This window comes from Pseudochrobactrum saccharolyticum, assembly GCF_008801715.1.
GTDB lineage: Bacteria > Pseudomonadota > Alphaproteobacteria > Rhizobiales > Rhizobiaceae > Pseudochrobactrum > Pseudochrobactrum saccharolyticum.
Genome location: NZ_VZPG01000002.1, coordinates 184,231 through 197,615 on the forward strand (window position 1 = coordinate 184,231; position 13,385 = coordinate 197,615).

Annotated in this window: 14 protein-coding genes; 12 read left to right on the forward strand and 2 right to left on the reverse strand. The window is 51.3% G+C overall.

The annotated features are described in order from the left end of the window. Window positions 1–60: 60 nt before the first annotated feature. The 10 genes from F7P81_RS07455 to F7P81_RS07500 all read left to right on the forward strand — a co-directional run bounded on the left by F7P81_RS07455 (window position 61) and on the right by F7P81_RS07500 (window position 10,755). Complete coding sequence (locus F7P81_RS07455) at window positions 61–1,302, forward strand: ABC transporter substrate-binding protein (protein WP_075654915.1); 1,242 nt, start codon at window positions 61–63, stop codon at window positions 1,300–1,302. 151 nt (window positions 1,303–1,453) lie between these two features. After that, on the forward strand, window positions 1,454–2,332 hold the full coding sequence (locus tag F7P81_RS07460) for a carbohydrate ABC transporter permease (RefSeq protein WP_022709423.1): 879 nt from the start codon (window positions 1,454–1,456) through the stop codon (window positions 2,330–2,332). Further along, the gene (locus F7P81_RS07465; protein WP_022709424.1) at window positions 2,332–3,216 is read left to right on the forward strand and encodes a carbohydrate ABC transporter permease; all 885 of its coding nucleotides are present in this window, start codon (window positions 2,332–2,334) and stop codon (window positions 3,214–3,216) included. The genes F7P81_RS07460 and F7P81_RS07465 overlap by 1 nt, the downstream gene beginning before the upstream one ends. Before the next feature lie 3 nt (window positions 3,217–3,219). Next, a complete protein-coding gene (locus F7P81_RS07470; protein ID WP_151159075.1) occupies window positions 3,220–4,335 on the forward strand; it encodes an ABC transporter ATP-binding protein in 1,116 nt (371 codons plus the stop codon). 9 nt (window positions 4,336–4,344) lie between these two features. After that, window positions 4,345–5,880, forward strand: a complete 1,536-nt coding sequence (locus F7P81_RS07475; protein WP_151159076.1) for a GMC oxidoreductase — start codon at window positions 4,345–4,347, stop codon at window positions 5,878–5,880. Continuing rightward, the gene (locus tag F7P81_RS07480) at window positions 5,877–6,653 is read left to right on the forward strand and encodes a 3-ketoacyl-ACP reductase (RefSeq protein WP_151159077.1); all 777 of its coding nucleotides are present in this window, start codon (window positions 5,877–5,879) and stop codon (window positions 6,651–6,653) included. The genes F7P81_RS07475 and F7P81_RS07480 overlap by 4 nt, the downstream gene beginning before the upstream one ends. A 39-nt stretch (window positions 6,654–6,692) precedes the next feature. After that, a complete protein-coding gene (locus tag F7P81_RS07485; protein ID WP_151159078.1) occupies window positions 6,693–8,348 on the forward strand; it encodes a GMC family oxidoreductase in 1,656 nt (551 codons plus the stop codon). 8 nt (window positions 8,349–8,356) lie between these two features. Continuing rightward, window positions 8,357–8,677 (forward strand): Dabb family protein, encoded by a 321-nt coding sequence (locus tag F7P81_RS07490; RefSeq protein ID WP_151159079.1) that lies wholly within the window; start codon window positions 8,357–8,359, stop codon window positions 8,675–8,677. 171 nt (window positions 8,678–8,848) lie between these two features. Further along, on the forward strand, window positions 8,849–9,655 hold the full coding sequence (locus F7P81_RS07495) for a porin family protein (protein WP_022709430.1): 807 nt from the start codon (window positions 8,849–8,851) through the stop codon (window positions 9,653–9,655). 26 nt (window positions 9,656–9,681) lie between these two features. Next, a complete protein-coding gene (locus F7P81_RS07500) occupies window positions 9,682–10,755 on the forward strand; it encodes a linear amide C-N hydrolase (RefSeq protein WP_075654922.1) in 1,074 nt (357 codons plus the stop codon). A gap of 95 nt (window positions 10,756–10,850) precedes the next feature. Here the strand turns inward: F7P81_RS07500 and F7P81_RS07505 are convergent, their stop codons facing one another. Next, window positions 10,851–11,474: a GGDEF domain-containing protein gene (locus tag F7P81_RS07505; RefSeq protein ID WP_246176065.1), complete on the reverse strand. Its 624-nt coding sequence runs from the start codon at window positions 11,472–11,474 to the stop codon at window positions 10,851–10,853. A gap of 380 nt (window positions 11,475–11,854) precedes the next feature. Here F7P81_RS07505 and F7P81_RS07510 point away from each other — a divergent pair, with 380 nt between their 5' ends. Further along, window positions 11,855–12,379: a GNAT family N-acetyltransferase gene (locus F7P81_RS07510; protein ID WP_151159081.1), complete on the forward strand. Its 525-nt coding sequence runs from the start codon at window positions 11,855–11,857 to the stop codon at window positions 12,377–12,379. 27 nt (window positions 12,380–12,406) lie between these two features. Here F7P81_RS07510 and F7P81_RS07515 read toward each other — a convergent pair whose 3' ends face one another. Then, the gene (locus F7P81_RS07515) at window positions 12,407–12,766 is read right to left on the reverse strand and encodes a hypothetical protein (protein WP_170265224.1); all 360 of its coding nucleotides are present in this window, start codon (window positions 12,764–12,766) and stop codon (window positions 12,407–12,409) included. A gap of 199 nt (window positions 12,767–12,965) precedes the next feature. Here F7P81_RS07515 and F7P81_RS07520 point away from each other — a divergent pair, with 199 nt between their 5' ends. Next, complete coding sequence (locus tag F7P81_RS07520; protein WP_022709435.1) at window positions 12,966–13,238, forward strand: hypothetical protein; 273 nt, start codon at window positions 12,966–12,968, stop codon at window positions 13,236–13,238. The last annotated feature ends 147 nt before the right edge of the window (window positions 13,239–13,385 follow it).

Genomic DNA, 13,385 nt, shown 5'->3' on the forward strand with positions numbered 1-13,385 from the left:
GCACGTAATGACCAAGCGGGAGGATTCCGCTGCTGACAACTTGCAAACGGGAGGAATACGATGCGCAAGTTTATGACAACAACAGCAATGGCTTTAGGTTTTATGGCAGGTGCGGCTCAGGCTGCGGAGAATGTAGAGGTGCTGCACTGGTGGACAGCCGGCGGCGAAGCGGCAGCTCTGGATGTATTGAAGAAAGATCTCGAAGGTAAAGGGATCGGCTGGACGGATATGCCGGTTGCCGGTGGCGGCGGCACAGAAGCAATGACCGTTCTGCGTGCCCGCGTTACCGCGGGAAATCCGCCGACCGCCGTGCAGATGCTCGGTTTTGATATTCGTGACTGGGCAAAAGAAGGTGCGCTCGGTAATCTGGATGAAGTTGCGGGTAAAGAAGGCTGGGAAAAGGTTATTCCCGCACCGTTGCAGGAATTTGCCAAATATGACGGTCACTGGATTGCCGCTCCGGTGAATGTTCACACCACCAACTGGATGTGGATTAACAAAGCAGCACTCGACAAGGCAGGCGGTAAAGAACCGGCCAATTGGGATGAGCTGATTGCACTGCTGGACAAGTTCAAGGAACAGGGCATTACCCCTGTGGCTCATGGTGGCCAGCCATGGCAGGACGGCACGATTTTTGATGCCGTGGTGCTGTCATTCGGCACGGATTTCTACAAAAAAGCCTTTATTGATCTCGATCCGGAAGCACTGGGCAGTGATACGATGAAACAGGCTTTCGATCGTATGACCAAGCTGCGTTCCTATGTGGACGATAATTTCTCCGGTCGTGACTGGAATCTGGCATCAGCGATGGTGATTGAGGGGAAGGCCGGTCTGCAATTTATGGGTGACTGGGCAAAGGGCGAATTTGTCAAAGCCGGTAAGAAACCGGGCGAGGATTTCGTCTGTATGCGTTATCCGGGAACACAGGGCGCTGTAACTTTCAACTCCGATATGTTTGCGATGTTTAAGGTTGCGGAAGACAAAGTTCCGGCGCAGCTGCAAATGGCTTCCGCGATTGAAAGCCCGACATTCCAGTCCGCTTTCAATGTCGTTAAAGGTTCGGCACCGGCACGTACCGATGTACCGGATACCGCCTTTGATGCCTGCGGTAAAAAGGCAATCGCCGATGTGAAGGAAGCCAGTGAGAAGGGCACAATGCTCGGTTCCATGGCGCATGGCTATGCCAATCCTGCCGCTGTTAAAAATGCGATTTACGATGTTGTAACCCGTGAATTTAACGGTGAACTGACTTCGGAAGAAGCTGTGAAAGAGCTTGTGGCAGCCGTTGCCGCCGCTCAGTAAACTGATTGCAAAACCGGAGGCTGCCTTTGCGCAGCCTCTGTGATCCGGCACCGATTGTGACCGGTCATTTATTGACAGCATTTGAAATTGAATTTTTTTAAGCGCCTGTCCGGTTGTCTAGCCGGATATGTGCCAAGTGTGGTGATTGACCATGAATAGCCGCAGCTGGTTGCAGGAGCTGTTGCCAAAACTTGTCTTGGCTCCGAGCTTTTTTATTATCCTGATTTTTGTGTATGGCTTCATTGCCTATACGGGGCTTCTGTCACTGACAGACAGTAAGATGCTGCCATCCTATAATTTCGTAGGATTGGAGAATTATTCCAAGCTCTGGGCGCTGCCGCATTGGTGGCGGGCAATTTCCAATCTGGCGATTTTTGCGTCGCTTTATATCATTATCTGCTCGGTAATCGGGCTGTTTCTGGCGATTATGCTGGATCAGAAGATACGCGGTGAAGGTTTTCTGCGCCCGATCTATCTTTATCCGATGGCGCTGTCTTTCATTGTAACCGGCACGGCATGGAAGTGGTTTCTCGATCCGGGTATCGGGCTTGAACATACAATGCAGGTATGGGGCTGGGAGAGCTTTCACTTCAACTGGATTAAAGATCGTAATTACGCGATTTACTGTGTGGTGATTGCAGCTGTCTGGCAGTCATCCGGTTTTATTATGGCGATGTTTCTGGCTGGTTTGCGCGGCGTGGATAATGAAATCATCAAGGCCGCGCAGATAGACGGCGCATCGACATTTACGACCTATCGCCGGATTATCATTCCGATGATGCGGCCGGTCTTCCTGTCGGCTTTTGTGGTGCTCGCGCATCTGGCGATCAAGGCCTATGACCTTGTTGTTGCTTTGACCGGCGGCGGCCCCGGACAGGCAACCGAAGTGCCTGCAACCTTTATGTATTCCTATACATTTACCCGCAATCAGATGGGGATCGGTGCTTCTTCGGCGATTATCATGCTGGCGATGATTTTCTCGATCATCATCCCGTATCTTTATGCGGAAATTCGCGGAGGGAAGCGCTGATGAGTGGTTCTGACAATCCGCAAAATGCAATCTCGCATAAAAGGCTGACACGGGCGCTGATCTATACGCTGCTGCTGATCTTCGCCGTTTATTATCTGTTGCCGCTTTATGTGATGGTGGTCAATTCTTTCAAGCCGCTGGAGGAGATCCGGCAGGGCGGTATGCTCAATCTGCCGCAAAGCTGGACCATCGAGCCGTGGCTGTCTGCATGGTCTACAGCGCAGATCGGTGTGCAGCCAACCGGTGTGAAACCGTTCTTCATCAATTCCATTCTGATGGTGGTGCCTGCTGTTGCGATTTCCACCATTGTCGGTGCGCTCAACGGCTATGTGCTGACCAAATGGAGTTTTCGCGGTTCGAATATTTTCTTCGGATTACTGCTGCTGTCCTGCTTCATTCCGTTTCAGATTGTGCTGATCCCGATGGCGCGTATTCTCGGAATGCTGGGGCTCTCCGGTTCAATCTGGGGGCTTATCATGGTGCATGTCATCTATGGTCTTGGCTTCACAACTCTGTATTTCCGGAATTATTACGAGGCATTTCCGACAGAACTGGTACGTGCCGCCCAGATCGACGGGGCAAGTTTCATGCAGATTTTCCGGCGCATTCTGCTGCCGTCTTCGGGGCCGATTATCGTGGTTTCAGTCATCTGGCAGTTCACGAATATCTGGAATGACTTTCTGTTCGGTGCGTCATTTTCCGGTGCGTCATCCACGCCGATGACGGTGGCGCTGAATAATCTCGTCTCATCCTCAACGGGGGTGAAGGAATATAATGTTCATTTTGCAGCGGCGATCCTCGCCGCGCTGCCAACGCTGATCGTTTACATCGTTTCCGGTCGCTATTTTGTACGCGGTCTGATGTCCGGTGCTGTGAAGGGATAATTCATGTCATTTCTTAAAATCACAAACCTTCGCAAGTCATACGGCGCTGTAGAAATTCTCAAGGATATCAGCCTTGAGGTTGAGGAGGGCGGTTTTCTGGTGCTTGTCGGGCCGTCCGGCTGCGGAAAATCCACTTTGCTCAACACGATTGCCGGACTGGAGCCGATCAGCGCGGGTGATATTGCTATTAATGGTCAAGCGGTCGCTGATCTGCCGCCGTCCAAACGTGATATTGCCATGGTGTTTCAGTCCTATGCGCTTTATCCGAATATGACGGTTGCCGGAAATATCGCATTCGGCATGGAAGTGCGCGGCGTTCCGAAAGACGAACGTGAAAAAGCCATCCGCGACGTATCGGAAATGTTGCAGATCGGGCATTTGCTGGATCGCAAACCCAGCCAGCTTTCCGGCGGTCAGCGCCAGCGTGTGGCAATGGGGCGGGCGCTGGTGCGCAATCCGCAGGTCTTTCTGTTTGATGAGCCATTATCCAATCTTGATGCCAAGCTGCGTGTGGATATGCGCACCGAGATCAAACGTCTGCATCAGCGTATGAAAACCACAATCGTTTATGTGACCCATGACCAGATTGAAGCGATGACACTGGCAACAAAAATTGCTGTTCTCAAAGACGGAATTCTGCAGCAATTCGGCACTCCGGCAGAAATTTATAACAGTCCGGTCAATATGTTCGTAGCGGATTTTATGGGCTCCCCAGCCATGAATTTGCTGGCAGCAACCGTAGAAAACAGTGCGCAGGGGCTGCAGATTTCACTCGAACGGCCAGATAGCGATCCGCTGAAACTGCCGGTGCCTGCGGGGCAGCGGGAACTGGGCACCTATGCCGGTAAACAAGTGGTCTTCGGTATCCGTCCTGAGGCGCTGACTGATCCTGACGGAACAGACCGCAGTGCGGGCACTATCGCGGAAGGTGATTGCCATATCGAAGTTGTCGAACCGGCAGGCTCGGACACATTTGCCGTGACCAAGCTCGGTGGCAAGGAAGTGGTAGCGCGATTGCGGGCAGATGCGCATATCCATGCGGGGCAGACTGCGCGGCTGGCCTTTAATCTGGATAAAGCCGTGTTCTTTGATCCGCAAACGCAACAGCGTATTGCGTGAGATAAGTGCATGGGTACTTCCTCATCCAGGCAGCCGGATATTGTCATTATCGGTTCAGGCATCGGCGGGGCAACAATCGCTTCGGGGCTGGCGGCGAGCGGCGCTGATATTCTGATCCTTGAGGCTGGCGGGCATTTGCCGGACAGACCGGAAAATCGCGATCAGGCTGCAATTTTTCAGCGCGGCTTTTTCCGGCCAGACGAGTTTTGGTATGAGAAAAGCGCCCGTGCAGACGGATATACAGCTTTTAATCCCGGTAATTATTACAATGTCGGCGGCAATTCAAAATTCTATGGTGCGGTGCTGTTGCGTTACCGTGCCGAGGATTTTGAGGAGATGCAACACAGGGAGGGCGTGTCTCCTGCATGGCCGTTCGCCTATGAAGAGCTTGAGCCGTGGTATTCTGAGGTCGAGCAGCTTTATCAGGTGCGGGGCGCTGCGGGTGACGATCCGACCGAGCCGTTTCATTCGCAAGCCTATGCCTTTCCGCCTGTGCCGGAAGAGCCTGCAATTGCTAAGGTAAGGGCACGGCTGAAGGCTAATGGCTTGCAGCCTTTTTCACTGCCTCTGGGGGTGGATGTGGAGCGTTGGTTGCGCAAGGCGAAAACGCCGTGGGATGCGCATCCCAATTGCGATGACGGCAAAATGGATGCTGAAACGACTGCGCTGGCCAAAGCTTTGCAGCATTCCAATATCCGCTTACAAACGGGGGCACGGGTTACAAAACTGAACACGGCGGCTGACGGCAGGCATATTGAGAGTGTCTGCTATGTGAAAGACGGCACTGAGCATCGCCTGACACCGAAACTGGTGATCCTGTCTGCGGGGGCGGTGCAATCTGCCGCTTTGCTGCTGCGCTCAGCCAATGCGCAGCACGTTCAGGGACTGGCCAATTCCTCAGGGCAGGTTGGCCGTAACTTCATGAACCATAATGCGAGTGCGGTTCTGGCCGTGTCGCCATGGTATAAAAACACATCCGTTTATCAAAAGACTTTCGGCCTTAATGATTTCTATCTTTCCGATGGCGAGGGTGGCGCACCTTTAGGGAATGTACAGCTTTTGGGGCGTATTTCCGGACAGATTCTCAAAGCCAGCCTGCCACAAGTACCGCTATGGATGCTGAATAAACTCTCCGCCCATGCCATCGATTTCTACGCGATGAGCGAGGATCTTCCGCATCCGGATAGCCGGATTATGGTGGATGGCGAGCGCATCATCATGCAGTGGCAGCGCACCAATTGGCAGGCGCATCTTGATCTGGTGAAAAAGCTGAAAATAGTGCTGAAGGCGGCTGGCTTTCCGCTCGTTTTGTCCCGTGTTTTTGACAAGCGTACACCGTCACATCAATGCGGAACGGTGCGGATGGGGAATGATCCGGCACAGGCACCGCTGGATGTTTTTTGCCGTACCTATGACCATCCCAATCTGTTTGTGGTTGATGCATCTTTTCTGCCGACATCTGCGGCGGTTAATCCTGCACTCACAATTGCTGCACAGGCATTGCGGGTGGCCGCACATATTTCTGCAAAGGATTTGCAGTCATGACAGTTGCACAGCGTCCTGTTGCTTTGATTACCGGCGGCCGTCGCGGTATTGGCTTCGCGACTGCCAAAGCGCTTGCGCAGTCGGGATTTGATATAGCGGTCAGCGGAATAGAGGCCGTTCAGGCTGACGATCCTGTACTCGCGGAACTCGGTGCACTGGGTGCCGATGCGCATTACTGGCAGTCGGATTTGTCTGATATCAGTCAGCATCAAACAACGGTTGATGCTATATTTCAGCGCTTTGGCACAATTGATTGCCTTGTGAATAATGCGGGTATCGGCTCTGTTATTCGCGGGGATTTTCTGGAGTTGCGTCCGAAAAATTTTGACGCGGTTATGAATGTTAATCTGCGGGGTACAATCTTTTTTACGCAGGCTGTTGTCCGCTCAATGTTGGCGGTGAAGCACAATCAGAAACCCCGTACAATCATTAATATTACCTCGGTTTCCGCATCTGCCAGTTCACCCGAGCGGTTGGATTATTGTGTCAGCAAAGCAGGTCTGTCGGCTTTCAGTCAAGGGCTGGCATTACGGCTTGCTCAGAGTGGTATTGCGGTTTTTGAGGTTCGTCCCGGCATTATCCGCACAGATATGACTGCAAAAGTCTCAGAAAAATATGATGCGCTGATTGCTGAAGGACTGGTGCCTGCCGGACGTTGGGGTGAGGCGGCGGATATCGGAGCGATTTGTGCCGGTCTTGCTTCCGGTGCCATGCATTTTGCCACGGGAACAGTGATTGCTGCGGATGGCGGCCTGTCAATTGCGCGCTTCTGACGTGCATTTCTGAAATGACTTGATTTAAGGATCAGAACCATGCATTATGATTATATTATCACCGGTGCGGGGCCTGCCGGTTGTGTTCTGGCAAACCGCTTGTCAGAAGATTCTGATGTTAAAGTCTTGCTGCTGGAAGCCGGTGGCAGTGATCGCAATCCGTTGTTTCATATGCCTGCAGGCTTTGCAAAGATGACCAAAGGTGTTGCCAGCTGGGGCTGGGAGACTGTCCCGCAAAAACATATGAAGGGGCGGGTGCTGCGCTATACGCAGGCTAAAGTCATCGGCGGCGGGTCGACGATTAATGCCCAGCTTTATACACGCGGTAATGCGGCGGATTATGATCTTTGGGCTGAGGAAGACGGTTGCAAAGGCTGGAGCTATCGCGAGGTTCTGCCATATTTCAAACGTGCTGAGGATAATCAGCGTTTTGCTGATGACTATCATGCCTATGGCGGGCCGCTTGGCGTGTCGATGCCGGTTTCAGCCTTGCCGATTTGCGATGCTTATATCCGCGCGGGGCAGGAGCTTGGTATTCCCTATAATCATGATTTTAACGGTAAGACACAGGCCGGTGTCGGGTTCTATCAGCTGACGCAACGCAATCGCCGCCGTTCTTCGGCAGCACTTGCTTATCTTGAGCCGGTGAAAAAACGCAAGAACCTGACAATCCGGCTCGGCGCTGCCGTAACGCACATTGTGCTGGAGGGATCGCAGGCAGTTGGTGTGGAAATTGCCACTGCCAAAGGCACTGAGATTATCCGCGCCGAGCGCGAAGTGCTGGTGTGCTCGGGCGCTATCGGCTCGCCGAAACTATTGCTGCAATCGGGGATTGGTCCTGCGGATCATCTGAAATCTGCTGGTGTTGCGGTTCAGCATGATCTGGCCGGTGTGGGGTCCAATATGCAGGATCATCTTGACCTGTTTGTGATTTCAGAATGCACGGGCGATCATACCTATGACAATGTCGCCAAGCTGCATCGCACATTGTGGCCAGGGCTGGAATATGTGTTGTTCCGCACAGGGCCGGTGGCTTCCAGCCTGTTCGAGACCGGAGGTTTCTGGTACGCAGATCCACAGGCACGTTCGCCGGATATTCAGTTTCATCTTGGCCTCGGCTCCGGTATCGAAGCCGGTGTTGCAAAACTTAAAAATGCCGGCGTCACACTCAATTCCGCCTATCTGCATCCGCGTTCGCGCGGCACGGTGCGGTTGCGGTCTGCTGATCCGACGGCTGCGCCGCTGATTGACCCGAATTACTGGTCTGATCCCCATGATGTTAAAATGTCGATTGAGGGATTGAAAATCGCGCGCGAAATTTTCGATCAGGCGGCTTTGAAGCCTTTTATTCTGGCGGAAAAACTACCGGGTAAGCAGGTGGTGAGCGATCAGGACTTGTTTGATTATGGTTGTGCCAATGCGAAAACCGATCATCATCCGGTAGGCACCTGCAAAATGGGAACGGGTGAAGATGCAGTTGTCGGTCTTGATCTTAAAGTTCATGGCTTGGAGGGGCTGCGTATCTGCGACAGTTCGGTGATGCCGCGCGTGCCGTCCTGCAATACCAATGCGCCAACAATTATGGTGGGAGAAAAAGCGGCGGATATTATCCGCGGTTTACCGCCGCTGCCTGCCGCGATTTTTGCCGATGAGCGCAATGATTACCGTCCGCGTGCACGCACACAAATTAGATAGGCAACCTTATGATCCGTCACTGTGTCTTCATTCACTTTAAAGCATCGGTTTCACAGGCTGAGAAGGATGCGATTTTTGCAGAAATCGTGGCATTAAAATTTCGCTTAAAAGGGCTCCTCGCCGTGCATCTTGGTAAGAATGTCAGCCCTGAAACCGGCATGGATAAAGGTTATTCGGAAGGTTTTATTGTGGATTTTGCTGATGCTGAATCCCGTGATACCTATCTTGCCGATGCCGACCATCAAAAAACCGGCGCGAAGATTGTAGCTGCGGCGCAGGGCGGTACAGATGGTGTGCTGGTCTATGATCTGGAAATAAAAACCGTTTGAACATTGCTTGCTGTTGCAGCTTTTTTAATCCGCCTGTTCAATTTATTTTTGTCTTATCATGTTAATTATTGGAAATGCCGGCTGAATACTTCGGACGGAAGTTGACCCGCTGCCATAATCATCTATTTTCTCAATAGATTCTTAATTTATCGGCAAGGGGCATGCCTGCTTATGCGTAATATTGCACTTCTCACGACTTCAGCGCTTTCCGGTCTGGCTATGATGTGTAACGCAATGGCTGCCGATGTGGCTCAGCCGCAATATATTGCCGAAGATGGCTGGAAGATTATCGTCAGCCCTTATGTCTGGGGCGCTTCGCTCAAAGGTAAATCCGCTCTGGCCGGTATTCATACGGATGTGAATATCCCGTTCTCCGAGATTTTTGATAATCTTGATATGGCGGTGATGGGGAATGTTGAGATTGTTAAAGGCCCGCTGGGTTTTTATATCGACGGTCAATATGTTTCCACCACACAGGACGAAAACCTGTTCGCCAATGAGCTGGCTCTGAATGTGAAGACAACCTCGATTGCCGGTGGTGCATTCTATCGCGTTTATGAGCAGGAACTGGGCGGCGTAACTGTTTTCAATGATCCGCAGCGTTTTACAGTCGAGCCGACAGTGGGTGTACGCTGGACAAAGATCAAAGCTGATCTTGCTGTCGGAAGATTCAGTGTCACCAAAAAAGCAGAATGGACAGACCCGTTTATCGGTGTGCGTCTGAAAACTGATCTGAACGAGCGCTGGAACCTGTCCGGTGAGGCTGATATCGGCGGTTTCGGTGTCGGTTCCAAACTCAGCGTGAATGCACAGGCCTATCTCGGCTACCGGACTTTCCTGTTTGACCGCCCGACCAATCTGCGCATTGGCTACCGCGTTCTGTCGCAGGATTATCAGGGTGACGATTTTACCGGCCACACCTTTAAATGGGATGTCGTGCAGCACGGTCCGGTTCTCGGCCTGTCCATGCGGTTCTGATCTTATTCAAAAAGCGGGGTTTTCTGATGTTTCTGCACCGTAAAGCGGTTCGTTCCGCGCTTGTGGCTAAAACAGTTGCATTGTCCTTATTCGCTTCGCCGCTGATTGCGGAAGCCTGCACGCGTGTCGTCTATCAGGGCGCAAATGATGATGTGATTACGGCTCGTTCCATGGACTGGAAAGTGGATGTGGCGACCAATCTCTGGCTGTTTCCGAAGGGCATGAAGCGGAATGGCGAGGCCGGTGAAAACTCGATTGAGTGGACATCGAAATATGGCAGCGTCATCGCTTCGGGCTATGATATTGCAACCACAGACGGCATGAATGAAGTCGGGCTTTCTGCCAGCGTTTTATGGCTGGTAGAATCCGAATATCCGGAATTTACAAAAGACAAACCCGGCCTGACAATTGCTGCCTGGGCGCAATATGTGCTTGATAATTATGCAACGGTGGAAGAGGCCGTTGCCGCGCTGAAGACCGAGCCTTATACGATTGTTACCGATAAGGTTCCGGGTGAAAGCAGACTGGCAACGCTGCATCTGGCCATTTCCGATGCGAGCGGTGACAGCGCAATTATCGAATATATCGACGGCAAGCAGGTTATTCATCACAACCGTAAATATCAGGTCATGACGAATTCCCCGACTTTTGACCAGCAGCTGGCACTGAACAGCTATTGGCAGCAGATCGGCGGCACAGTCATGCTGCCGGGCACCAATCGTGCCGCAGACCGTTTTGCCCGCGCATCATTCTATATTAATGCCATTCCGAAGAGCGAAAATCCGGATGTGGCGCTGGCAAGTGTGTTTGGCGTTATTCGCAATGTGTCGGTGCCATATGGTATTACCACGCCGGATCAGCCGAATATCTCTTCCACACGTTGGAGGACTGTGGCCGATCAGAAGCGCAAACTCTATTTCTTTGAGTCTGCACTGACACCCAATACATTCTGGGTCGATCTGAAAGGCATGGATTTCTCCGCTGAGACCGGCAAGGTCAAAAAGCTTGATCTGGGTGAAAACCAGACCAATGTCTTTGCCGGCAATGTGAATGAGCAGTTTAAGGAAACAGAACCGTTTCAGTTTCTCGGGCTCGAATAAGCACTTTCACTAGTGCTGAAACGAAAAAGACCGTTCTGCAGACTTTGCGAACGGTCTTTTTTGTGAGCTGATATGTCCGTGCGCAAGCACTCGGCTTAACCGGTGGTGTTGCGGTTGTGGCTAAGACTTTGCTGGTTGAGCACCACCTGATTACGGCCGTTTGCTTTTGCCTGATACAGGCTTTGATCTGCCATGCGGATGACTTGTGCAGTGGTGACGATGCCGGAGGAAAGGGCGATGCCGATGCTGATTGTCAGCGGATAAGGCTGATCCGGCAGGGGCGTGAAATTGATTGCCTCAACGCTCTTGCGTAATTGCTCGGCAATATTCTGCGCCTCAGCCATTTCAGTATTGCTTAGGAATACGGCAAATTCTTCACCACCGATACGGCCGATAAGGTCATCCACCCGCAATGACGAGCGAAGCGCGCTGACAATTGCAGTCAGAGCTTTGTCACCGGCGTGATGACCGTAAAGATCATTGATATTTTTAAAATTATCGGCGTCTATCACCAGCAATGCTGCTTGCGTGCAGTTTTTGTTGGCGTGTTTGACCTGCTCAAGAAAAGCATTTCTGTTCAGAAGACCGGTCATGCTGTCGGTGTCGGCGCGTATCTGCAACAGCCTGTTAGCCTCAGTCAGCTCATATGATGTCTTTTTCAGTTTGGCATTTTGTATGAAAATATACATGCTGATCGGAAAGCCGGTCAGTACAGGCATGATTGAATTCATCAGAAAAACAAAAGCAGTGAAGGGCTGGCCGGATGCATAACGGATGCTGAATGAAAATATCTGGCTCAACGCGACGACCAAGGCAGTCACGAATGTTGCTTTTAAAAGAATTTGATACACATCAGCCCCCAGACCATTGCTAAGGTTGCTCTTAAGCAGCTTTCCTAATTATGACCAGCAAGTTTGCCCGATTATGAGGGCAAGTTTTTTAAATTGCTTTTTTATTTTGAGAGCATATTGGCTCTGTTTTAAATTAGATAATTCAAATATTTATTGATTTTTTTAAAGCTAGTAATTTATGCTGTTTACAGCAGGAACACGCTCAAAATAATTTATGCGGATTTTCATTCTTGTGAAAGCTGATGGTTATGACTGGCTTCGAAATTAAACCTCTGCCTTATGATAATAGACATATCGCACAGCTGCGCGATCTTCTGGTTGAAACAGTCGCCAGCGGCGGCTCTGTCAGCTTCATGCATCCTCTTGAGCCGGAAACGGCAGAGGCATTCTGGGAGGGTGCGATGAACTCTGCGCAGAGCGGAGAGCGGATTATTCTCGGTGCTTTTGACGGTGAGAAGCTTGCCGGTACAGTCAGTCTGGTTCTGGTGCAGACCGCGAACCAGCCGCATCGTGCGGAGATCAGCAAGCTGATGACCTCTGTCTCCTGTCGCGGGCGCGGTGTGGCAACATTGCTGATGCAGGCTGCGGAAGCTCTGGCATTGCAGCATGGCCGCACACATCTGATGCTTGATACGGCAAGTGACAGTCTTGCGGTGTCAGTTTATGAGCGGCTGGGCTTTAAGCGGGTTGGCGAGGTGCCGAATTTCGCTCTCGATCCTTTCGGCACTTTGACCGGTACGATCTATTTCTGGAAAGACCTGAAATCTGTTTAGAGCGCGTGCAATTAAACGCGATACGCTCTAGTCCTGCGCGACTGTGACTTCGACATGTTCCGGATGAATGTCCACGCGTATCAGCGGTGTGCCGTTTTCAATAATTGCACGGTCGCGGTCGGAGAGTGAGCCTTCGGAAAGCATTTTCTCCAGCTTTGCGCGGTTCGCCTTGTCGTTGAAGAACACGTCGGATTCATCTTCCGGATCCATTTTGCCAAAAATGTAAAAATTGGCGCGATCCTGACGGATAATCGTGGCTGCGGAGTTCAGCGCCACGCCTGATGAGTTGTAATGATCCTGTTTGCTCAAGCGTGCCCAGTATGTATCTATGGGCTGTGCCCAGACATTCGTCGTCATACCCAGTACCGAAACAGACAAAAACACCACTCGCAACATATTGCTCCCCCCATAGTCCTGTTGCTTTCTATAATCCATTTTCGGCAGAAATGGAAATATTGTCACTGGCAGGTGGTTTTTGTTTTAAGTGAAAATAATTTGTTATTTTGAAAGATAAAAACACCAACATAAGCTGCCGGTGCATAAAATATTGCTCGTTTATCGACAGATCATAAAGAGAGATACTTCTATGAAATTCAAAACACTGGTTGCTGCATCCTTTTCTGCACTGCTCATCTCTGCTGCTGCAAGTTCCGCAGCATCTGCCTGCACGCAGGAAGAACTGACCAAGAAGGCAACAGACTTAACTGCTGCAATTCAGGAAGTGTTGACGAAAGATCCGAGCCGCGCTCAGGAAATTATGACAAAGTCGCAGGAAATGCAGACCAAGTATCAGGGTACCACTGATATGAATGAAGCCTGCAAGGCTTATGACGAGCTGCTGGAAACCATCAAGAAATAATATCCGGTCTTTGTTCCGGAGCAGGCGGCGGTTCCCGTTTTTGCTTTTCCGGCGATTAGGTCCCGACGGAAAAGCGCGCTCCGGAATAATGATTGAGATAAAAAAAACGGGGAAGACCGCAAGGTCTTCCCCGTTCTCTTTTCTAGG